General features: G+C 57.3%; 22 protein-coding genes. 13 read left to right on the top strand and 9 right to left on the bottom strand.

Annotated elements, in window-relative coordinates; translation table 11 throughout:
* Positions 1-138: 138 nt before the first annotated feature.
* From rpmB to ACR0C3_RS13190, 3 genes are all read left to right on the top strand, one after another.
* A complete protein-coding gene (gene rpmB / locus ACR0C3_RS13200; protein WP_085794823.1) occupies positions 139-426 on the top strand; it encodes a 50S ribosomal protein L28 in 288 nt (95 codons plus the stop codon).
* Positions 427-823: 397 nt separating this feature from the next.
* The gene (locus tag ACR0C3_RS13195; protein WP_170766087.1) at positions 824-1,174 is read left to right on the top strand and encodes a hypothetical protein; all 351 of its coding nucleotides are present in this window, start codon (positions 824-826) and stop codon (positions 1,172-1,174) included.
* Between the two features lie 45 nt (positions 1,175-1,219).
* Complete coding sequence (locus ACR0C3_RS13190) at positions 1,220-1,702, top strand: copper chaperone PCu(A)C (RefSeq protein ID WP_480758854.1); 483 nt, start codon at positions 1,220-1,222, stop codon at positions 1,700-1,702.
* Between the two features lie 97 nt (positions 1,703-1,799).
* Here ACR0C3_RS13190 and ACR0C3_RS13185 read toward each other — a convergent pair whose 3' ends face one another.
* Positions 1,800-2,408 carry an HdeD family acid-resistance protein gene (locus tag ACR0C3_RS13185; RefSeq protein ID WP_480758853.1) on the bottom strand — a complete coding sequence of 203 codons (609 nt, stop codon included), beginning with the start codon at positions 2,406-2,408 and terminating at the stop codon, positions 1,800-1,802.
* A gap of 63 nt (positions 2,409-2,471) precedes the next feature.
* Complete coding sequence (locus ACR0C3_RS13180; protein WP_480759072.1) at positions 2,472-3,164, bottom strand: NAD-dependent deacylase; 693 nt, start codon at positions 3,162-3,164, stop codon at positions 2,472-2,474.
* Positions 3,165-3,192: 28 nt separating this feature from the next.
* Here ACR0C3_RS13180 and ACR0C3_RS13175 point away from each other — a divergent pair, with 28 nt between their 5' ends.
* On the top strand, positions 3,193-3,636 hold the full coding sequence (locus ACR0C3_RS13175) for a low molecular weight protein-tyrosine-phosphatase (RefSeq protein WP_480758851.1): 444 nt from the start codon (positions 3,193-3,195) through the stop codon (positions 3,634-3,636).
* On the opposite strand, the gene ACR0C3_RS13170 is transcribed toward ACR0C3_RS13175, so the two are convergent.
* From ACR0C3_RS13170 to ACR0C3_RS13160, 3 genes are all read right to left on the bottom strand, one after another.
* Positions 3,633-4,586 (bottom strand): LysR family transcriptional regulator, encoded by a 954-nt coding sequence (locus tag ACR0C3_RS13170; RefSeq protein ID WP_480758850.1) that lies wholly within the window; start codon positions 4,584-4,586, stop codon positions 3,633-3,635. The genes ACR0C3_RS13175 and ACR0C3_RS13170 overlap by 4 nt on opposite strands.
* Before the next feature lie 66 nt (positions 4,587-4,652).
* Positions 4,653-4,961 (bottom strand): hypothetical protein, encoded by a 309-nt coding sequence (locus tag ACR0C3_RS13165; protein WP_480758849.1) that lies wholly within the window; start codon positions 4,959-4,961, stop codon positions 4,653-4,655.
* Between the two features lie 2 nt (positions 4,962-4,963).
* Entirely contained in the window at positions 4,964-6,064 is a 1,101-nt protein-coding gene (locus ACR0C3_RS13160) for a Hint domain-containing protein (RefSeq protein ID WP_480758848.1), read from the bottom strand.
* 162 nt (positions 6,065-6,226) lie between these two features.
* Here ACR0C3_RS13160 and lepA point away from each other — a divergent pair, with 162 nt between their 5' ends.
* The 3 genes from lepA (at position 6,227) to ACR0C3_RS13145 (ending at position 9,977) form a co-directional block, all read left to right on the top strand.
* Positions 6,227-8,026 (top strand): translation elongation factor 4, encoded by a 1,800-nt coding sequence (lepA, locus tag ACR0C3_RS13155; RefSeq protein ID WP_170766078.1) that lies wholly within the window; start codon positions 6,227-6,229, stop codon positions 8,024-8,026.
* Positions 8,027-8,030: 4 nt separating this feature from the next.
* Positions 8,031-9,356, top strand: a complete 1,326-nt coding sequence (locus tag ACR0C3_RS13150) for a hypothetical protein (protein ID WP_480758846.1) — start codon at positions 8,031-8,033, stop codon at positions 9,354-9,356.
* Between the two features lie 441 nt (positions 9,357-9,797).
* Complete coding sequence (locus tag ACR0C3_RS13145; protein ID WP_170477313.1) at positions 9,798-9,977, top strand: CTP synthetase; 180 nt, start codon at positions 9,798-9,800, stop codon at positions 9,975-9,977.
* Positions 9,978-10,091: 114 nt separating this feature from the next.
* On the opposite strand, the gene ACR0C3_RS13140 is transcribed toward ACR0C3_RS13145, so the two are convergent.
* Together ACR0C3_RS13140 and ACR0C3_RS13135 are read right to left on the bottom strand one after the other, a co-directional pair.
* Positions 10,092-10,868 (bottom strand): Bax inhibitor-1/YccA family protein, encoded by a 777-nt coding sequence (locus ACR0C3_RS13140; RefSeq protein WP_170377970.1) that lies wholly within the window; start codon positions 10,866-10,868, stop codon positions 10,092-10,094.
* 178 nt (positions 10,869-11,046) lie between these two features.
* A complete protein-coding gene (locus ACR0C3_RS13135) occupies positions 11,047-11,262 on the bottom strand; it encodes a DUF1127 domain-containing protein (RefSeq protein WP_480758845.1) in 216 nt (71 codons plus the stop codon).
* Positions 11,263-11,385: 123 nt separating this feature from the next.
* Here ACR0C3_RS13135 and ACR0C3_RS13130 point away from each other — a divergent pair, with 123 nt between their 5' ends.
* Positions 11,386-12,267 (top strand): LysR family transcriptional regulator, encoded by an 882-nt coding sequence (locus ACR0C3_RS13130; protein WP_170665615.1) that lies wholly within the window; start codon positions 11,386-11,388, stop codon positions 12,265-12,267.
* Here ACR0C3_RS13130 and ACR0C3_RS13125 read toward each other — a convergent pair.
* Positions 12,264-13,220 (bottom strand): NADPH:quinone oxidoreductase family protein, encoded by a 957-nt coding sequence (locus ACR0C3_RS13125; protein ID WP_480758843.1) that lies wholly within the window; start codon positions 13,218-13,220, stop codon positions 12,264-12,266. The genes ACR0C3_RS13130 and ACR0C3_RS13125 overlap by 4 nt on opposite strands.
* 326 nt (positions 13,221-13,546) lie before the next feature.
* On the opposite strand from ACR0C3_RS13125, the gene ACR0C3_RS13120 reads away from it, so the two are divergent.
* From ACR0C3_RS13120 to ACR0C3_RS13110, 3 genes are all read left to right on the top strand, one after another.
* On the top strand, positions 13,547-13,918 hold the full coding sequence (locus tag ACR0C3_RS13120) for a helix-turn-helix domain-containing protein (protein ID WP_170377978.1): 372 nt from the start codon (positions 13,547-13,549) through the stop codon (positions 13,916-13,918).
* Between the two features lie 45 nt (positions 13,919-13,963).
* Positions 13,964-14,755, top strand: coding sequence for a histidinol-phosphatase (gene hisN / locus ACR0C3_RS13115; RefSeq protein ID WP_480758842.1), 792 nt, complete (start codon positions 13,964-13,966; stop codon positions 14,753-14,755).
* A 114-nt stretch (positions 14,756-14,869) separates the two neighbouring features.
* A complete protein-coding gene (locus tag ACR0C3_RS13110; protein ID WP_480758841.1) occupies positions 14,870-16,207 on the top strand; it encodes an 8-oxoguanine deaminase in 1,338 nt (445 codons plus the stop codon).
* A 61-nt stretch (positions 16,208-16,268) separates the two neighbouring features.
* Here ACR0C3_RS13110 and guaD read toward each other — a convergent pair whose 3' ends face one another.
* The gene (gene guaD, locus ACR0C3_RS13105) at positions 16,269-17,558 is read right to left on the bottom strand and encodes a guanine deaminase (protein WP_480758839.1); all 1,290 of its coding nucleotides are present in this window, start codon (positions 17,556-17,558) and stop codon (positions 16,269-16,271) included.
* A 143-nt stretch (positions 17,559-17,701) separates the two neighbouring features.
* Between guaD and mgtE the strand changes: the two genes are divergently transcribed.
* Positions 17,702-19,093 (top strand): magnesium transporter, encoded by a 1,392-nt coding sequence (mgtE, locus tag ACR0C3_RS13100; RefSeq protein ID WP_475220304.1) that lies wholly within the window; start codon positions 17,702-17,704, stop codon positions 19,091-19,093.
* Positions 19,090-19,647: a 5-formyltetrahydrofolate cyclo-ligase gene (locus ACR0C3_RS13095; RefSeq protein ID WP_480758838.1), complete on the top strand. Its 558-nt coding sequence runs from the start codon at positions 19,090-19,092 to the stop codon at positions 19,645-19,647. Before mgtE ends, ACR0C3_RS13095 begins: the two co-directional genes overlap by 4 nt.
* Positions 19,648-19,654: the final 7 nt, after the last annotated feature.

The following is a 19,654-nucleotide window of genomic DNA, read 5'->3' as shown; positions in this document are numbered from 1 at the left end:
TCCGTCCGCCGTGTCTTGACCCTTCCCGCGATTCCCACTACACGCATCCAACCAGTTTTCGGGCGCGACTTCGGGTTGTGCCCCTTGTGATTTGGCCGCAGGTATTTTGCCGGGCCTCCAGAAACAAAGGAAGAAACCATGTCGCGCCGTTGCGAACTGACCGGAAAAGGCCCGATGACTGGCAACAATGTCAGCCACGCCAAAAACAGAACTCGTCGTCGTTTTCTGCCGAACCTGAACGACGTTACCCTGCAGTCCGAGACCCTGGGTCGCGGCGTCAAGCTGCGCATCTCGGCAGCTGCCCTGCGCTCGGTCGACCACCGTGGTGGTCTGGACGCGTTCCTGGCGAAAGCCAAGGACGAAGAGCTGTCGGCAAACGCTCTGAAAGTGAAAAAGGAAATCGCTAAGGCCCAAGCCGCGGCCTAAGTCCTTACACTTAACAGAATTCCAAAGCCTCGAACCTAGCCGGTTCGGGGCTTTTTCATTTGGAAACGATTGGCGACGGTTGTGCCCGTCCGGGAAACAAAATCCTCTTGAGTGATCTTGTTCACAGACAAAGCCGCCCTATTTTTGACGTTATTGGTTTATCAACAACGAGTGTTGTCCAATGTCATTTAAGAGTTTTTATTTCTTTCTTTTGCTGAGTAAGCTGGCAAGTAAGACAATTTCCGCATGTTCCCGGATGCAGCGCCGGGTTAACCGGTCTCATACCAGCCTCACAAAGGGAACTGTAAAGCGGCGCGGTCTGGAATACTGAAGCGATTTCGGGCGCGACGGTTTGGCGCTTGAAGCTTGTTTGCGCAGCGGCCTATATCGAGGCCGAATGAAACGTTTCGTGCCTCGAATCCTTCCAGTTGTGATGTGCCTGTTGGTTGTTCTGACAGGGCAGGGATTGGCCGTTTCGCGCGGAGTTGACCGCGCAGTAGGCCAAATGGTGCTGTGTACGGGCACAGGACCCGTTGTCGTCTATATGGATGAGGAGGGGCAGCCGACAGCGCCTCCGCACTATTGTCCGGACTATGCTTTGGCTCTGCTTGGGGCAGTTCATCCGCATCCTCCGGTCGTACCTGATGCGCCGCTGATGCGTGGTGTTCAGCCGCTCAGCCGCGATGAAAACTTGATCGCGCTGCCTTTGCCGCGGAAACCGGCGCGGGCCCCTCCGGTGAAGGTCTGATTCCCTTTCGATACAAATCAGACCAAAAGAAATAGGAGAGGCGCGATGTCCCTCAAATCCACTCTGTTCGCAACACTGGCCGGTTGTGTGTTGGCCGTTCCAGCCTTTGCCGCCGATATCATCGTTGTAGACGACGCATACGCTCGGTCGTCTGGTAAGGCAGCCAAGGCGGGTGCGGCCTTTATGGTGATACAGAACACCAGTGATACCGATGATCGCCTGATCAGTGCGACTTCGGACGTATCGGCTCGGGTCGAGCTGCACACTCATATGATCGACGATGCGGGCGTGGCCAAGATGGTGCATGTCGAGGAAGGCTTTGTGATTCCAGCGGGTGAGAGCTTAGCGCTCAAACGCGGGGGCGCCCATGTGATGTTCATGGGGCTGAAGGACCCGTTTGAGCAAGGCGAGATGCTGCCTCTTACCTTGGTTTTTGAAAAAGCAGGTGAGGTCGTGATTGAGATTCCGGTTGATCTGGAACGCCAGGACAAGCACGGCCATTACAACCACGGGTCGCATTCGAACTAGGTGAATGCCTGTCTTCGGGCCGCATTGCGGCCGTCATCCATGTGTAAGGCCGGGCACAGAGCCCGGCCTTTTGCGTCCCTAGGCTGGTGTTGGCACTTTAGCGATTGATGGTTTTCATGCCGACCCGGTCGCTGGCGTTGTGCAGACGGGTGGCCAGCCAGAACATCACGGCTGCAATCGCAAGTGCTGAAAAGGCGATGGCCCATCCCAGTGCGATCAATGCAACGGCTGGCCATATCATCAGCACCAGTCCAATGATAAGGGCTGCGATCCCTGATACACGCATCGAGCCGCGTTGAGGGTCGCGCTCATTCATTTGCTGTGAAGCGGCCAATGAGCCGATGCCAATAATCAATGCCCAAGCGCCCAGCAAGAAGAAGGCCAGCTTGACGGTGCCTTCCGGCCAAATAAACAGGACCAGGCCGATAAGAACAGCGCCGATGGCCGCCCCGCCCAACAACCCGCGACGACCAACCCCCAACAGAGTCAACCCGCCGTCGATGATCAACAGTGCCCCAACCAGCCTTAGCAACAGCGCGATGCTACCGGACGGCCAGAAAAGCGCAGCGATACCAACCGCACCCGCCAGCACCCCACGTATCAGGAACGTCCACCACAGGCTTGAGAGCTGCGCGCTCAGCCTATCTCGCTCTGTCATGCTGTCACCGTCCAGGATCTCGCCGGTTTGTGGGTTTTGGTCGGTCATTTTACGGCCTCTTGAAAAAACCTTGTTGAAATAGAGCGAGGTAGTCCCGCTATGTCGTTCGCACTAGGTTTGCATCTGTAGTAAGCGATCGACCCATTTTGGCACAGTTTCGGACGCTTTGCCCAGCAGTCGGTCGTCGAAGCCTCCGCCTGTCGGCTCAAGATTGATCTCAATAGTTCGCGCCCCAACCGCTTGAGCCTCGTGGACAAAAGCCGCCGCCGGATAGACTTGGCCTGATGTGCCGATCGCAGCGAAGATCATGGCGGAGGCAAGGTGATCGAAAATCTCCTCCATATGATAGGGCATTTCCCCAAACCAGACCACGTCAGGGCGCGCGGTGGGGGCATTGCAGGCCGGGCAGGGTTCGCCCACCTCCATCTCCGGCGGTGCTGTCCAGCGGTGGCCACAGGATGCGCAGAGCGCACCGGACAGTATCCCGTGCATGTGGATCACATCCTGCGCGCCGCCGGCCTCGTGCAGCCCGTCAACATTCTGCGTGACGATCACAACCTCGCCCGAAGAGTCCCGTTGCAGCCGGGCAAGCGCCTTATGCGCTGCGTTGGGTTCCACCTTGGCGGCCTGCACGCGGCGGGCGTTGTAGAACCCCTGAACCAAGGCGGGGTCACGGGCGAAACCTTCCGGCGTTGCCACATCCTCAATCCGGTGTTGCGCCCATAGGCCGCCCTCATCGCGAAAGGTGCTGAGGCCGCTTTCGGCGGAAATCCCGGCCCCGGTCAGAATGACGATCTTTTCCATATGCCCCTCACGCGTTACAGATTGGCCCATGACACATCGTATCCTCTTTGTTTGCCTGGGCAATATCTGTCGGTCTCCTGCGGCCGAGGGTGTGTTTCGCGCCCGTGCGCCCCATCACGCAACCGACAGCGCAGGGACAGCGGGCTGGCATATCGGCAAACCGCCTTACGGCCCGATGCAATCCGCAGCCAAAGCGCGGGATATCAAGCTGGACGATCTGCGAGCCCGGCAATTCGTGGTTGAAGATTTCGAACGGTTCGACCTGATTGTTGGAATGGACGCTGAGAACATCGCGAATATTGAGGCCCTGCGCCCCGTCGGCAATCAGACCCAAGTGCGTCTATTGACTGATTTCGCGCCTCAGACCGGCGCTGATCACGTGCCCGATCCCTACTACACGCGGGATTTCGACAGCGCGTTGGATCTGATCGAAACCGCAGTTGAAGGGCTTGCCACGCATCTTGAGGGCTAGCTGTCCATCACCTTCAACTGTCCGCTGAGCCAGGGCAGCTTGGCAATGGCTGGATCGATCATCTGGCTTTGCATCAGCCGTCGCATCATGCCCGAGACTTCTTGCGGGACCTGATCGGACCAGTCGGTGCGGGTGAACAGCGAAATCATGCGCGAAAACGCCCCGAGGGGGCAGGGATGGGCCTGCAGGTCCTCGTGGAATCGGGCTGCGCGCATATATCCCAGCGGTGTGGTGATCGCCCAGCCCAAGCCACGCGCTACCATCGCCATAAGGGCCAGGTGTGAGCCGATCTCGAACCGCTCTTCGAACTCTATCTGTTGTCGGGCGATATGGCTCTCAATCTGACGGCTGATCAGCTGCTCGCGCGCATATCGCAGGAAGGGCAGTTTCTCGACGGCCTCGGTTCCATTGCTGACGCTGCTCGGCGCGACCAGAATGAAGGGGTCCTGCACCAGAGGATACTCTACCACACCCTCTAGCACCTCGCCGCTATGGGCTGAGACGGCCATATGCAGGCGCTGTGCTTCAAGCTCGGAAAACAGATCAAGGCTGGGCAAGGTGATCAGCTTGAATTTCGAGCGCGTCAGGCTGTCGGCCAGAAGGGTCGCAAGCCGCGGTGTCAGGTCATTATCGAAATCGTCAATTAACCCGATCGAGAGCGTCGTGAGATGCCCAAGATCCATCACGGTCAGCTCACTTTGGGCCATCTGCAGCTCTGACAGAACCGCCTGCGCGCGGGTCAGAAAACTGCGCCCTGCCTGCGTAAGCCGCATTGGCCTGCGCCCGTGGTCCACCAGATCGGTGCCGATGGCCTTTTCCAGATTGCGCAATTGCTGAGAAACCGAGGGCTGGCTGAGCCCCGTAATCTCGGCCGCTTGCGCCACCGATCCTGTCCGGGCCAGCGCCTCAAACACCTCAAGGCCCCGCAGGGTCAGCCCTTTCATCACCATAAGATACACCTTTCGCTGCGCCTTTTCTGGGGCGCAGCGGGCATCAGGTCAAGGTTTCAGAACGGCTTAGCTACAGATCGCCTGCGCCATTTGGCCAAAGTTCTGATACCGATCCCACAGCGCGTCATCGCGCGCCGTCTGAGACATCTTTAATTGCTGCGCCTGATGGGGGTCTGTGAACCATTTCGAGACGGTCTTCTGATCACTGCGCGTCAACGCCTGATCTGCCACGCGCTGGATGCACGAACACCGTGCCCGCGTCGCCGCCTGACGATCCGACGCCAAACACGCCCGCTTGATCTGCGATGCGTCCGCAACCGGAGCCACTGTCGTCAGCAACGCCGCACAAAATGCGATTAGGAGGAACTGTTTCATGCTCATGCCTCGTTTTTGCCTGCTTGGAGGGATCTTGCGCCCCTCTCAATCTGCGCGGGAGTATGAATCAAACGGGGGTTGGGATCAATACGTAGGACTTCACAAAGCAAGACCGTGGCTTCACGACGTCTTAGCGGCATCCGCGCGATCTGCATCGGCCCGGTCGTTAGGGGGGCGAGATTCTGAAAAAACAAAGCGTCGGGCTCTGCGTCCCGAGGTGCCTTCGCAACAAACATGCTTTCCGACTCAATCCCGTTGGCCTTTAAGATGCTATGTCGATCAAGCAAGATGTGATGATAGCAAGCGGCGCGTACATCGGAGAAGCGGGCAAGGCCAACATCAACAAGGCTGATTGCAGGAATAAAAACGTCCGGTGCCCCAAACATTAGCTCAGCCGCAGGATGCGTGATCAGCAGGCGATGTTGCTGTGAAATGCTCAGTGCAATTGGATTTTGTAGTGGACCAGTTGGGATTTCAACAGCTCTAAAGCTGCCACTTGCGATGACATCTTGTGATCCGACCCAAGTGATCGGCAGGTGCCCGTCATCCTTCGTCCAAACCAGGTCGCCCACCTGAAGCTTCTCAATCGGGATAGCACCCTCTGGGGTCTCTATGAGTGTTCCGCTGCAATAGCAGATGGGGCTCACATAATCTGAGGATTCAAAGCTCGGACCCTCTTGTGTGCTGACGACGGTCAGTGGGATACCTGACGGAGGAAACTCGCCCGGGCCGCCGATGAAAGCTATTCCTTCAACTGTACCAAAGGCAGGGGAGGAGTTATTCACATTGAAGGCAATAGCCTGGTAGGTATTGGTTCCATCCGTCAGGGTAATTCCATATTCGGCCTCAACCCGCGTACCACTGGAAAACAGGGTCCCATCAATTGTTTGGTCACCGTCCAAGCGCTGATTGCCATCATTGTCTGCAAAGCTCGTGTCTGATCCTGCGTCCGTGATGAAGACTTCTGAAACAGCTAGAGTGTTGATCGTGATTGTTTCGCCAATCAGATGGATGCCGGTGCCCTGGGTGAGGCCGTCCAGCCCTTGCGCGACCGAAACCGTTAACTGGCTTTCGCCCAAAACGAAGATAGAATAGTCGGCCACCTGATAGCTGCTTTCTGGTTCTTATTCGGATCAGTCGCTTTAGTCATTCTACCCATTGGCTAGAATCCGGCAAATGCTACTGGTCAGAAAGCTGCGAGGATGGCCTTTTTTGCAACGCTTCAGCGCTTGACGAGACCACAAACTCCGGACATATCCCAATCCATGACAGACCTCGCTCATATCCGCAATTTCTCCATCGTCGCGCATATCGACCATGGCAAATCCACCCTTGCTGACCGGCTCATCCAAGAGACCGGAACGGTCAAGGATCGCGACATGAAGGAACAGCTGCTCGACAGCATGGATATCGAGCGGGAACGTGGCATCACCATCAAGGCCAACACGGTCCGCATCGACTATACCGCCGATAATGGTGAGCAATATGTGCTGAACCTGATCGACACGCCCGGCCACGTGGACTTTGCCTATGAGGTCAGCCGGTCCATGCGCGCGGTTGAGGGCTCTCTGCTGGTCGTGGACTCGACCCAAGGGGTCGAGGCGCAGACGCTGGCCAATGTCTATCAGGCCATCGACGCCGATCATGAGATCGTGCCGGTGCTGAACAAGATCGACCTGCCCGCGTCCGATTGTGATCGCGTGGCCGAACAGATCGAGGATGTGATCGGCATCGACGCGACGGACGCGATTCAGGTCTCCGCTAAGACGGGGCAGGGCATCCATGAGACGCTCGAAGCCATCGTGAAACAACTGCCCGCACCGCAGGGCAATCTCGACGCACCGCTCAAGGCGATGCTGGTGGATTCTTGGTACGACGCCTATCTCGGCGTCATCGTTCTGGTCCGCATCATGGACGGCACGCTGAAAAAGGGCATGCGGGTCAAGTTCATGTCGAACGGCACTCTGCATCATGTCGACCGTGTTGGCGTCTTCCGGCCCGAGATGGAGATGGTCGACAGCCTCGGCCCCGGTGAGATCGGCTTTCTGACCGCCTCGATCAAACAGGTCCGCGACACCCGCGTCGGGGATACCATCACCAATGACCGTAACGGAACTGAGGACGCGCTGGACGGCTTCAAACCTGCGCAGCCAGTGGTGTTCTGCGGCCTCTTCCCCGTCGACAGTTCCGAATTCGAAGACCTGCGCGATGCGATCGACAAACTGGCCCTGAACGACGCCTCGTTCTCGTTCGAAATGGAAACCTCGGCAGCCCTTGGTTTTGGCTTCCGCTGCGGCTTCCTGGGTCTGCTGCACCTTGAGGTCATCCGCGACCGCATCGAACGCGAATATGATATTGAACTCATCACCACCGCGCCGTCGGTGATCTATCACGTCTACATGAAAGACGGCGAGATGATCGAGCTGCACAACCCCGCCGACATGCCCGACCCCTCCAAGGTCGATCATATCGAGGAGCCGCGCATCAAGGCGACCATTCTGGTGCCCGACGAATATCTGGGCGACGTGCTGAAACTCTGCCAGGACCGTCGCGGCATCCAGCTGGACCTGACCTATGCGGGCACCCGCGCCATGGTCGTCTATGATCTGCCGCTGAACGAGGTCGTCTTTGACTTCTACGACCGCCTGAAATCGGTGACCAAGGGCTATGCCTCGTTCGACTACCAGATGACCGGCTATACCGAGGACAATCTGGTCAAGATGTCGGTGCTGGTGAATGACGAACCGGTCGATGCGCTGTCGACCATGGTTCACCGCGACCGGGCCGAGATGCGGGGCCGGGCGATGTGCGAAAAGCTCAAGGACCTGATCCCGCGCCATATGTTCAAAATCCCGATCCAGGCCGCCATCGGAGGCAAGGTCATTGCCCGCGAGACCCTCTCGGCCCTGCGCAAGGACGTGACCGCGAAGTGCTACGGAGGCGACGCCACGCGGAAACGCAAACTGCTGGACAAGCAGAAGGCGGGTAAAAAGAAGATGCGTCAGTTCGGGAAGGTTGATATACCTCAGGAGGCATTCATCTCTGCATTGAAAATGGACGGTTAAATATTTGAGTGACTTTACCGGAAGTCCTAGCGTGTCGGACCTCAACAGTCTGTCAGACTTTGTGGAGGTAGAACGGTTTGAGGCTGGAGACTCGGGATACGCAATTGATATTGCTGTAGAATTAGACGGCAGCCTTCCTGCGGCGGACAAGATGGATGGCGGGTGGCAATACGTTGCCACCTCAGAAATGGCGGGTCTTCCAACCAGTTGTCGAATGTGGTCCTGCCGAAATGCAAAATTGATAGAGACCGCATCGTTTTCAGCTTTGTTCGCTGATAGGGTAGTGGTCCCGAATCCCATCTCACACGCTCTCTTTTCGATTTCGATTTGTAGCGAAATCAATCAAGATCATATTGACGAGTTGCTGTTTGCAATCCATCAGGTCCAAATCCTGAAACCGCTATACGAAGCGGGAATAGTCGTTTTTGAGGATTTCTCTCCTGAAGCTGTTTGTCAGGATTGTTTTGCAAAACTGTATAGCGAAACGATGCCCGATGCCGAGAAATTTCCGATAGTAGAAATTTACAAAGAGATTATTAACTCAGTAACGGTTAGCTACGATGGGGTCTTTAACGAACACTTTGTGTTTACTGCAGATTCTTCGGAGCTTTATCCTGAACACGGTGGTGCTCACTATTACTTGGCTCCCAACACTCCTGACGCGCTTAGTGACCCAGATTTCCCGTTTTCCAAAGGGGATATTTTGAGCCACGATGATGTGCACAGGTTGGGGCTAATGAGAAAACTCAGTGAGTTCTTTAGCTCAGACTTTGTAATCAAAAACTCATTGATTGAGCGATCCGGAGTCAAGAATTTAGCTTCGTCAGAAATCGAAGTAAGGGCTTTGGAGAAATCGTTTGGCGAGAGTTTTTTAAGAAAGAGTTTCCCAGTTGAGCTACCCTACGTGGCATCAAAGAATCTAAGTAGTGTCCTGAAGATAAGAGAAAATGAGTGGCATCATTTTGAAGAATATAGAGACAGAATCCAACAGATTGCTACCAACGTTAGCGAAACCGATGCGACACTTGAACAGGTTTACCGCTCAGAAGTTCTGCCGGAATTTATTAAGCTAGAAAAGATCATCCGTCGTTCGCGAACGAAGTTAAAGGGTGATCTCATAGACAATGTTGGATTGTCAGTTGCTTCAATCTTAGCCTCAGTCGCTACTGCTGGAGCTTCCAACGTGCTTTCTGGAATCGCCGCCGCATTGGGTGGTGGTCACTTTGCGAAGAGTATGGTGCCTAACATCAGAAAACTTGTGACCGAACCGCCAGAGTTGCAAGATAGTTCATACTATTATGCTTGGAAGGTTCGCAAGGAACTGGAGTGATCGGCACTAAGCGACACTTATGAATACTGTCCGCAGCTTGGATGCTATCTATGTCAAAAAAAACCAAATGTAGCTCACCCGCCCGGCGGCACCGCCGGGCCGCGCCGACCCGCCCCCATGGGGCGGCGCGTTTGCGCCACCCTTCGGGTCGGCGCTGCCCTCAGTTCTACTTATCAACGGTTGAAAGTGCTTTTGCGCCTCGGGGTTCCGCTCTTTCGCGGATGAGTTCGTATGCTGGATGAATTCTGGGACGCCACTCATCCACTCGGGTCGGTCGCGGTTCTTCTCTCCCCATTCAGACGCTCCGCGCGTTTCCTCGAACTGATACACACGGGTCGCTGCAAGTGATCTGCGACCCCCAAACCTCTGACCCAGATCAAGGACCGAATTCGAGCAATGCGCTAGTGTTTCCGCACAGTTGAATACTTGAATGAGGTCGCAATGCTCCCCCTTATGTTGATCGTTCATATCTTCCTTGGCTCTACCCTCGCAGGCACAGCCGTGATTGCTGTTCTGGTGATGGGATACACCGCAGTCCTTCCGATCGTGCTGGCTGCGGTGATCGGGTTTGTAGCGGCCTTTCCGGCCTCGTATTTGGTGGCGCGCAAGCTGGAGGGGTGACGCTCGGCCATCGCCTGAGAGCTACAGGTTCCGTTACGCAAACTCCGGAAACAAAAAAACCTGCCAAGAACGGGTCTTGGCAGGTTTGAATGGTTTCTGCAGTGGGGGAGAGGTTTACTCTCGGTTCCCCAGCAGTTGCAGAAGGAACATGAACATGTTGATGAAGTCCAGGTACAGGCTCAGCGCGCCCATGATGGCGGCTTTGCCCAGCCACTCCTGATCACCGGCATGTGCCATCTGCAGGTAGGTGTTCTTGATCTGCTGCGTGTCATAGGCGGTCAGGCCGGCGAAGATCAGAACGCCGATGACCGAGATCGCGAAGGCCATGGCCGAAGAGGCCAGGAAGATGTTGACCACCATCGCGACGATCAGGCCGATAACGCCCATGATCAGGAAGGTGCCCATGCCCGACAGGTCTTTCTTGGTCGTGTAGCCGTAAAGCGACAGGCCAGCAAAGGCGATCGAGGTGATCAGGAAGACCTGAATGATCGACTGACCGGTGAAGGCGATGAAGATCCAGCTGATCGACAAGCCCATCACGGCGGCGAACGAGTAGAACACCAGCTGCGCAGCCGCAGCTGACATGCGGTTGATCATGGCGCTGAAGCCGAACACAAAGGCCAGCGGTGCGAACATGATCACCCATTTCAGCGGCGAGACATAGATCGAATGACCCAGCGCGGTCAGGTAGGTGTTCGCGTTCAGCTGCGCCACGGCCGCCGACGGATCGGTGGTGATCGACAGACCCGAGATCGCCCAGGCTGCGAGGAAGGTGATGAACATACCCACGGACATCGTGCCGTAGACTTTGTTCATATGGGCGCGAAGGCCCTCATCAATCTCGGCGGCGCGTGCGCCTGCGGCCGTCCGAATCGTATCGAATTGTGCCATTTACAAAGGTCTCCCTAAACGTATCTGCGTGCGGCCCGTAAGTATTGGCCACTTTCCTGCTGAATATCGGCAACTGTAAGCTGTGTTTCAAGAGTTTCTGCGGTATTTCCGCCTAAAATACGCAACAAAAACGGCGACCTGCTGCCGCAGATCGCCTATCGCTGAAAAAACATGAGTATTAAAGACAGCTTTTCCAGAACTGCGGGGCATCCCAGATGGGACGGCGGGCCTCGGAGTCGGCCTCGGCACGGGTGATGCCGATGTCGTTTAGGGCGCGGGCATCCAGCCGAGCCAGTTGTTGGCGCTGACGTCGTACGGACAGGACGGACCGTATACGCGCAAACAGGGATTGTTTGTGCTGGGGGCAGGGGCGGTTCAGGGCGATCGAGTTCATGGTCTATCCTTTCGTTTTTCAGATGGTTTGAATTGGTCGCATCAACTTCCTTGATTTATATGGCGAGTTAGGGCACATTTTAAAAACGAATATTTTTGATTGGATGCATAAGGATTCGTGAACATGAGAAATCTGGACATCACCACATTGCGATCCTTTGTGGCTGTGGCCGATCAGGGTGGCGTTACGCGCGCGGCGGGGTTTCTGCATCTGACGCAATCAGCCGTCTCCATGCAGTTGAAACGCCTTGAAGAGCTTTTGGATCTGGAGCTTCTGGATCGCAGCGGGCGGACCATCGCGCTGACCGCCTCGGGCGAGCAGTTACTGGCCTATGCGCGTCGCATGATCGCTTTGAATGATGAGGTGATCTCGAAACTCACGGATCAGGCCTTTGAAGGAGAGGTGGTTCTGGGTGTCCCTCATGACATTGTCTACCCGGCGATCCCGCGTGTTCTTCAGCGGTTCAACGCCGATTTCCCGCGTGTGCGGGTGCAGTTGATCTCGTCCTATTCGCTGCAGCTTAAGGATATGTTCAAGCGCGGGGAATGTGACCTGATCCTGACGACCGAGCCTTCCTCATCAGACGGGTCTGAGACCATTGCCGAGCTTCCGCTGCGCTGGATCGGGGCACCGGGTGGGTCGGCTTGGCGCAAGAATCCGGTGCCGATTGCGCTGGGGCGGCGCTGCATGTTCCGTCCGCAGGTTATCGCGGCGCTGGATGCCGCGGGTATCCCGTGGGAGCTTTCCGTCGAAACCGAGAATGACCGCACCATCGAAGCCACGGTCAGCGCTGATCTTGCGATTCACGCAATGCTAGATGGCACCGAGGCTGCACACCTTGAACAGATCGACTCGGGTGGTGTTTTGCCCGAGCTGCCCGCGCATATGATCAACCTCTACGGAGGAGAGCCGGGGCGCGATGCAGTCATCGAGGCGTTGGCGCAACTGGTGCGCCAGAATTTCCGCATGCTGGGCAGCACGCCCCTTCGGGCCGTGGTGGGCTAGGGCGTAATCACGATCTTGCCGGTGGATTTGCGCTCTTTTAAAAGGCGGAGGCCGTGTTCGACTTCGTTCAACGGCAGGGTGTGGCTGATATGAGGCGTGATCTTCCCTTCGGCATGCCACTGGAACAACGTCTGAAAACTGTTGCGCACGATATCGGGGCCGAACCTGAGGTAGCCGCCGATATAGAAGCCGATTACCGTCAGGTTCTTGACCAACAGGTGGTTGGCCGGGATTTGAGGAACTTCGCCACCAGCAAAGCCGATTGGCAGCAGACGACCTTCGGGGTTGGTGGCGCGGAAGGCGGCTTTGAACACGTCGCCGCCAATCGCGTCATAGACCACATCGGCGCCTCCCAATTCTTTGACGCGGGCGCGCAGGTCTTCAGAGGCGTCGATCAAGTGATCTGCCCCGGCAGCCTGTGCAACTGCCAGCTTTTCAGCGTCGCGCGCCTGGGCGATGACGGTTGCCCCCATCAGTTTGCCGATCTCCACTGCGGTTAGCCCGACGCCACCGGCTGCTCCGGTCACGAGCAGAGTTTCACCCGACTGCAACCGGGCGCGATGGTCTAGTGCCAGATGGCTGGTCCCATAGGCGATCTGAATGGCGGCGGCCTCTTCAAAACTGGTCTCTTCCGGGATGGGGATGGCCCGACCCGCGTCAAACACGCCGTACTCAGCCAACCCGTCCTGGCCCGAGTACACGGCGATACGATCTCCAACCTTCAAACCTGAGACTTCTGGCCCCAATTCTTCGACAACGCCGGCGATTTCCATGCCTAAAGTTAAGGGAGGGTCAGGCGTATCCTGATACGTGCCCTTCTGCATCAGCAAATCAGCGAAATTCAGGCCGCATGCTTTAATGGCGATTCTGACCTGTCCCTTGGCAGGTGTCGGCGTGGGTAATTCGACAATTCGCGCGTCGGCGCCTTTGGATTCAATGCGATATGCAAGCATGATGGTTCATCTCGGTTTTCAGGGAATAGGTCGCAGTATTAGCGAAATTGTCAATGCGTTCAGCTAATTGGGCGCGCTAACGAAGACAGTTTGGTTAGACCGTGCCGCCAAAATCCCAGAGATGCACAACCATAAACCAATGTACAGAGATTCCAATTCAACCAACTTGAAAAAAAAGTAAAAAGCGGCAATATTGGACGGCAGTGCTGTATCGGGGGATCGCACATGTCTGGTTGGGGGATGCTTACGGGGACTTCTCTAACTTCTGTTTATGTGAACGGCGCGAAGTCCCGCAACAGATGTGTGTGTAGTAGAGGAGAATACCAATGACTCATCACGTCGATGTCCATGTGGGCAAGCGTGTCCGACATCGCCGCTGGCTGATTGGCATGACCCAACAGCAGTTGGCGCAGCAAGTTGGTATCAAGTTTCAGCAAATCCAGAAATATGAAACCGGGGCGAACCGAATCAGTGCCTCCCGTCTGTGGGACATTGCCGATGCGCTGGACGTACCGGTCAGCTTTTTCTTTGAAGGTCTTGAAGAAGGCCAAAAAGAGAAATCCGACAAGAGCGCTCTTCCTGCTGACCTGATGGGTGACAAGGAAGCTCTGGATCTGGTGCGCTCTTACTACGCGATCCCGGAAAACCAGCGTCGCCGCTTGTTTGAACTGGCACGCGTTCTCAGCGACGTTGCCTAATCTCCATGGCTTGACACCGGTCTGTGTTCGCAGCACCTGTGCTGCATGAGCCAGACCGACCTAACCGACCTTGAAGTTGCCGAAGAAATGGCTGACGCCGCGCGCGCAGCCATTCTTCCGTATTTTAGACAAACTGACCTCGAAACCGACAACAAGCTGGCAGGGGGGTATGACCCTGTTACTGTGGCTGATCGCGCGGCGGAACAAGCCATGCGGGCGGTTCTGGCACAGCGTCGGCCAGACGATGGCATTCTAGGTGAAGAATTCGGGCAGGTTGAGGGGTCTTCGGGCAGGACCTGGGTGCTTGATCCGATCGACGGCACCCGAGGGTTCGTCAGCGGTACACCGACCTGGGGTGTTCTCATCGCTCTGTCAACGCAGGACGGCCCAATCATGGGCGTGGTGGATCAGCCCTATATCGGTGAGCGTTTTGTTGGCGGATCAGGCATCGCTCAACTGACTGGGCCTTTGGGCACAACTCCGTTGAAAACGCGCGGCACACAGGTCTTAGAGCAGGCAACCCTGTTCACGACCTTCCCTGAGGTTGGTACGTCAGAGGATCGTGCAGGTTTTCAGGCCGTCGCTGAGTTGGTTCAACTGACCCGCTATGGCATGGATTGCTATGCCTACGCCCTGCTTTCTGCCGGTCAGGCAGACCTGGTGATCGAGGCCGGGTTGAACGCTTATGATATTCAGGCGCCGATTGCGGTGATCGAAGCCGCAGGCGGTATCGTCACCGATTGGCAGGGTGGCCCGGCCCACAATGGCGGAAGGGCCTTGGCAGCCGCCAACGCTGAAGTTCACGCCGCGGCCTTGGAAATCCTGCGTAACTATTGAATGTCGTTGCCGTATTGGCCGCGCGTAGGTAAACTGGCCTGAGCCGGTTCTTGCGCCCGTTTTCCGCTGGCTGATGCACTCCTTGCTTGAGACGGGCAGAAGCAGGAGCGTGAAATGCCCGAAATACTGATCAAAAACGCCGATACCATCCTGACAATGGATGATGATCTCCAAGAGCTGCACGGCGCGGATATCCTGATCCGGGACGGCCAGATTGCCGAAATTGGCCAGGATCTGACCACAAACGGAGAGGTCCATGATGCCTCGGGCTGCGTCATCACACCCGGGTTGGTGAATACGCATCATCATCTCTACCAAACGCTGACACGGGCGGTTCCGGGCGGGCAGGACGCTTTGCTGTTCGGCTGGCTGCAGACGCTCTACCCGATCTGGGCGGGGTTCGGACCGGATGAGATGTTCACTTCGGCGCAGATCGGTCTGGCCGAACTTGCCTTGTCGGGCTGCACACTCAGTTCCGATCACCTGTACCTCTACCCGAACGGAGCACGGCTCGAGGACACGATTGCCGCCGCCTCGGAATTAGGGATGCGCTTTCATCCCACGCGCGGGGCGATGAGTATCGGCGAAAGTGACGGAGGCCTACCGCCCGACAGTCTGGTCGAGCGCGAACAGGACATTCTCGACGACATGATCCGCGTGGTGGACGCGTTTCACGATCCTTCCGAGGGCTCGATGTGCCGGGTGGGTCTGGCCCCGTGTTCGCCCTTTTCCGTCAGCCGCGACCTTATGCGAGACGCAGCACTGCTGGCGCGCGACAAGGGGGTGATGCTGCATACGCATCTGGCCGAGAATGACGAAGATATCGCCTATTCCGAAGCCCAATTCGGCTGTCGTCCGGGCCAATATGCCGAGGAGCTGGACTGGACCGGAGCAGATGTCTGGCATGCCCATTGCGTCAAATTGGATGGGGTCGAGGTTGACCTGTTTGCAAAAACTGGAACCGGCGTGGCCCATTGCCCCTGCTCGAACTGTCGTCTTGGGTCTGGCATCGCACCAGTAAGGACCATGCGGGATCAGGGCGTGAAGGTGGGGCTGGGCGCGGACGGGTCGGCTAGCAATGACAACGGCAACCTAATGCTCGAGGCGCGGCAAGCTATGTTGCTGCAACGCGTGGTGAATGGCGCAGACGCCATGTCCGCTCGCGAAGCGCTTGAGATCGCGACACGGGGCGGAGCCGACGTGCTTGGGCGCCCCGATTGCGGCCGACTGATGCCGGGCAAACGGGCCGATATTGCCGTCTGGGATACCCGCACAAGCCTCGAAAGCGCGGGCAGTTGGGACCCGGCAGCCTTGCTTCTGGCGGGTCCAATGCAGGTCAAACATCTGTTCGTTGAAGGCCGCCAGATCGTGCGCGACGGTCAGATCACGACGATTGACCTGCCGCGCACCATCGAGGACCAAAACCGTCTGGCCCGCGCACTTGCCCAATAGCGGAATCCGCCCTTCATCTGGCTAAAAATATCCACGCCGGAGGCATGTGCCGAAGGCGCATTCAGCGGGCGACCTGCGCCCCTCCGATCCAGACATCAGCGATAGCGCGGTCGTCGCCCATCATGATGGTGGGGAACACGGCCTCCCACAGATCATCGGCATGGGCCTCGCGCTGGGCGATGGCTGGGGTCGAGGCTAGGTCGATCACCACCAGATCGGCCTCCATCCCCGGGGCGACATTGCCGATGCAGTCGTCCATCCGCAACGTTCGCGCCGACCCGACTGTACCCAGCCACAGCAATTGTGCCGGGTGCAGGGGGCGGCCACGCAGCTGGCCGATCTCATAAGCAGCTGCCATGGTGCGCAGCATCGAAAAACTGGACCCGCCACCGGTATCGGTGGCCAGGCCAACGCGGTGGCCGTCCCGGATCAGCCCGTTCATGTCGAACAGGCCTGATCCGATGAATGTGTTTGAGGTCGGGCAATGCACTAAACCGGCGTCCACCTCGCGCAGCCGATCCCGCTCGCGATCTTCCAGATGAATGACGTGACCGTAGAGGCCATTCTGTCCCAGCAGGCCGAATTTCTCATAGGTATCCAGATAGTCGCGCGCATCCGGGAACAGGGACCGGACCCACTCAATCTCATCAGTTTGCTCGCTCAGATGGGTTTGCATCAGACAATGCGGATGTTCCGCCCAAAGTGCGCCCAAAGCCTCAAGCTGTTCGGGTGTAGAGGTGGGCGAGAACCGCGGTGTGATCGCATAAGACAGACGATCCACGCGGTGCCATTTCTCCAGCAAGGCCTGAGACTGATCAAAGGCCGTTTGTGCTGTATCCCGTAGGCCCTCTGGCGCGTTGCGGTCCATGCAGGTTTTGCCTGCAACAACCCGCTGACCGCGCTGTTGGGCGGCCGAGAAAAAGGCATCGACGCTTTCGGGGTGAATCGTGCAAAAACTGCACATGGTCGTCGTTCCATGCGCGGCTGTCAGGTCGAGGTACCGGTTGGCGATCTCGGTGGCGTAATCGATATCGCCGAACTTCATCTCTTCGGGGAAGGTATAGGTGTTCAGCCAGTCGATCAGCCGCTTGCCCCAGCTCGCGATCATGGCGGTCTGAGGGAAATGCACATGCGGGTCAACGAACCCGGCCATGATCAGGTGCTTGCCGTAGTCCGTAACCTCAGCATCCGGATGCACGGCACGCAAGCGATCCAGCGCACCAACGGCCCGAACACGCCCATTCTCGATCACGACCGCTTCATCGAGTTTGGTGCAATCCGTTGGCTCTCCCTCAAAAGGGGAGCCGTCAAAACTCAGAACGCGCCCTTTCAAAAGCGTCTTTTGCGCCATTCGCCTTGTTCCTTAGCTGTTTGAGCCCGTTCATCAGCATATGCGTGCGAAAGATGAGGGTAAATCGGCGCATTGTCATTGTTTTCCGGTAGCTGCTTCTTCTAATTAGGGGCCAATGGCATGACTAAGAACGGGAGCAGCACATGACCACAGGCATTGATGATCCCGTAACCGACTCCGCTGACGAAGACGTCTACGCGCTGGACCGCCGCACCGTTGCAGCGATCCTGTTTGCCGTAGACGTGGATGATCGCGACAAGTTGGTCGAGTTGATGGAGCCGCTGCACGCCGCCGACATCGCCGACCTTCTGGAACAGATCAATCCCTATGACCGCGCCCGCCTGATCCGTCTCTATGACAAAGAGTTCGACGGCGACATCCTGTCGGAATTGGATGAGGCCGTCCGGGAAGAGGTCATTGGTGTCTTGAAACCCGACGTTCTGGCCGAAGCGGTTCGGGACATGGACAGCGACGATGTCGTTGACCTGCTGGAGGATCTTGAAGAGCCGCAACAGGAGACGATTCTGGACGCGCTTGAGGACTCCGAACGGGTCGCGGCAGAGCAGGCGCTCTCCTATCCCGAAAACTCGGCTGGTCGTTTGATGCAGCGTGAGGTCGTCATGGCCCCCGAGCATTGGACGGTGGGGCAGGCCATTGATTTCATGCGCGCCAATGATGACCTGCCGGAACAGTTCTATCACGTCGTACTGGTAGATCCGCGCCTGAAGCCTGTTGCGCAGATCACCTTGGGCAAGCTGATGGCCGCGCGGCGCGAAGTGCCGCTGAAAGACCTGGCGGAAGAGGAATTCCACATCATCCCCGTCGATCAGGACGAAGAGGATGTGGCCTATGCTTTCAACCAGTACCACCTGATCTCGGCCCCAGTGGTCGATGCCGATGGCCGTTTGGTCGGTGTCATCACCATCGATGACGCCATGGTGGTTCTGGACGAAGAACATGAGGAAGACATTCTGCGCCTGGCGGGTGTGAGCGACGAAAGCTCGATTTCGGACAGCGTCGCAGCGACCAGCCGTCGGCGTTTGCCGTGGCTTGCCGTGAATCTGTGTACGGCGATCTGTGCCTCGCTGGTGATTTCACAATTCGAGGCTGCGATTGATCAGCTGGTGGCGCTTGCGATCCTGATGCCGATTGTCGCCTCGATGGGTGGCAATGCGGGGACGCAATCGCTAACGGTTGCGGTGCGGGCATTGGCCACGCGCGACCTGACCGCCTCGAACGTAATGCGTGTGATCCGGCGAGAGCTGTTGGTGGGCATGCTGAACGGCCTGTGTTTTGCGATCGTTCTGGGCACCGTGGGGATGCTCTGGTTCGATTCGCCGCTGCTTGGGGTCGTGATCGGGTCTGCTTTGGTCGTGAACATGATCATCGCGGGCTTTGCAGGTACGGTAGTACCGGTCTTGCTGGACAGAATGGGCATTGACCCGGCGCTGGCATCGGGGACGTTTGTGACAACCACAACGGATGTCATGGGCTTCTTCATCTTCTTGGGACTTGCCAGCGTGGTGCTTCTGTGACCGATCTGACTGAAATCAAGGCGATGGCACGCAAAGCGGCGTTTGCCCGTCGCAAAGCGGCGTTTGACGCTTCTGTGCCGGGTGCTGCGGGCCGTTTGTCCGAGATACTGGCAGGCCATCGGGGCGTGCCCATGTCCGGCTACATGCCAATTCGGACCGAGATTGACCCGCTGCCTGCAATGGCTGAGGCCACAGCTTACGGTCCCGTTGGTGTGCCGGTGATTCAGGCCGCGGGGCAGCCACTGAAATTCTCGCGTTGGACGCCTGAGGGCTCTTTGAAGGACGGGCCGTTCGGGGCGAAAGTGCCCGAGATCGATGACTACTTCGATCCCGAAATCCTGATTGTTCCGTTGGTGGCTTTTGACGCCAAGGGTGGCCGTCTGGGCTATGGCGGCGGGTTCTACGACCGCACGTTGGAAGGGCTGCGCGCCAAACGCCCAACCCTGGCGATCGGCTTTGCCTTCGATGCGCAAGAGGCCGAAAGACTGCCGTTGGAGCCCACCGATCAGTCGCTGGATATGGTAATCACGGAAAGCCGGATTCTGACGTTCTAAGGCTGCC

The sequence above is a fragment of the Ruegeria sp. CK3 genome (genome assembly GCF_056536565.1).
Note: the sequence above shows the minus strand (reverse complement) of the source record. Positions and strands in the feature narration are given on the sequence as shown.

What these genes read in the sequence shown, in the direction of transcription:
- guaD (WP_480758839.1), bottom strand. Translation starts at nt 17,558, where the DNA reads ATGGCGCAAAAGACGCTTTTGAAAGGGCGCGTTCTGAGTTTTGACGGC.
- ACR0C3_RS13175 (WP_480758851.1), top strand. Translation starts at nt 3,193, where the DNA reads ATGACACATCGTATCCTCTTTGTTTGCCTGGGCAATATCTGTCGGTCT.
- hisN (WP_480758842.1), top strand. Translation starts at nt 13,964, where the DNA reads ATGAGCCAGACCGACCTAACCGACCTTGAAGTTGCCGAAGAAATGGCT.
- ACR0C3_RS13180 (WP_480759072.1), bottom strand. Translation starts at nt 3,164, where the DNA reads ATGGAAAAGATCGTCATTCTGACCGGGGCCGGGATTTCCGCCGAAAGC.
- ACR0C3_RS13190 (WP_480758854.1), top strand. Translation starts at nt 1,220, where the DNA reads ATGTCCCTCAAATCCACTCTGTTCGCAACACTGGCCGGTTGTGTGTTG.
- ACR0C3_RS13135 (WP_480758845.1), bottom strand. Translation starts at nt 11,262, where the DNA reads ATGAACTCGATCGCCCTGAACCGCCCCTGCCCCCAGCACAAACAATCC.
- lepA (WP_170766078.1), top strand. Translation starts at nt 6,227, where the DNA reads ATGACAGACCTCGCTCATATCCGCAATTTCTCCATCGTCGCGCATATC.
- ACR0C3_RS13125 (WP_480758843.1), bottom strand. Translation starts at nt 13,220, where the DNA reads ATGCTTGCATATCGCATTGAATCCAAAGGCGCCGACGCGCGAATTGTC.
- ACR0C3_RS13140 (WP_170377970.1), bottom strand. Translation starts at nt 10,868, where the DNA reads ATGGCACAATTCGATACGATTCGGACGGCCGCAGGCGCACGCGCCGCC.
- ACR0C3_RS13170 (WP_480758850.1), bottom strand. Translation starts at nt 4,586, where the DNA reads ATGGTGATGAAAGGGCTGACCCTGCGGGGCCTTGAGGTGTTTGAGGCG.
- ACR0C3_RS13145 (WP_170477313.1), top strand. Translation starts at nt 9,798, where the DNA reads ATGCTCCCCCTTATGTTGATCGTTCATATCTTCCTTGGCTCTACCCTC.
- ACR0C3_RS13165 (WP_480758849.1), bottom strand. Translation starts at nt 4,961, where the DNA reads ATGAAACAGTTCCTCCTAATCGCATTTTGTGCGGCGTTGCTGACGACA.
- ACR0C3_RS13195 (WP_170766087.1), top strand. Translation starts at nt 824, where the DNA reads ATGAAACGTTTCGTGCCTCGAATCCTTCCAGTTGTGATGTGCCTGTTG.
- ACR0C3_RS13185 (WP_480758853.1), bottom strand. Translation starts at nt 2,408, where the DNA reads ATGACCGACCAAAACCCACAAACCGGCGAGATCCTGGACGGTGACAGC.
- ACR0C3_RS13130 (WP_170665615.1), top strand. Translation starts at nt 11,386, where the DNA reads ATGAGAAATCTGGACATCACCACATTGCGATCCTTTGTGGCTGTGGCC.
- ACR0C3_RS13120 (WP_170377978.1), top strand. Translation starts at nt 13,547, where the DNA reads ATGACTCATCACGTCGATGTCCATGTGGGCAAGCGTGTCCGACATCGC.
- mgtE (WP_475220304.1), top strand. Translation starts at nt 17,702, where the DNA reads ATGACCACAGGCATTGATGATCCCGTAACCGACTCCGCTGACGAAGAC.
- ACR0C3_RS13110 (WP_480758841.1), top strand. Translation starts at nt 14,870, where the DNA reads ATGCCCGAAATACTGATCAAAAACGCCGATACCATCCTGACAATGGAT.
- rpmB (WP_085794823.1), top strand. Translation starts at nt 139, where the DNA reads ATGTCGCGCCGTTGCGAACTGACCGGAAAAGGCCCGATGACTGGCAAC.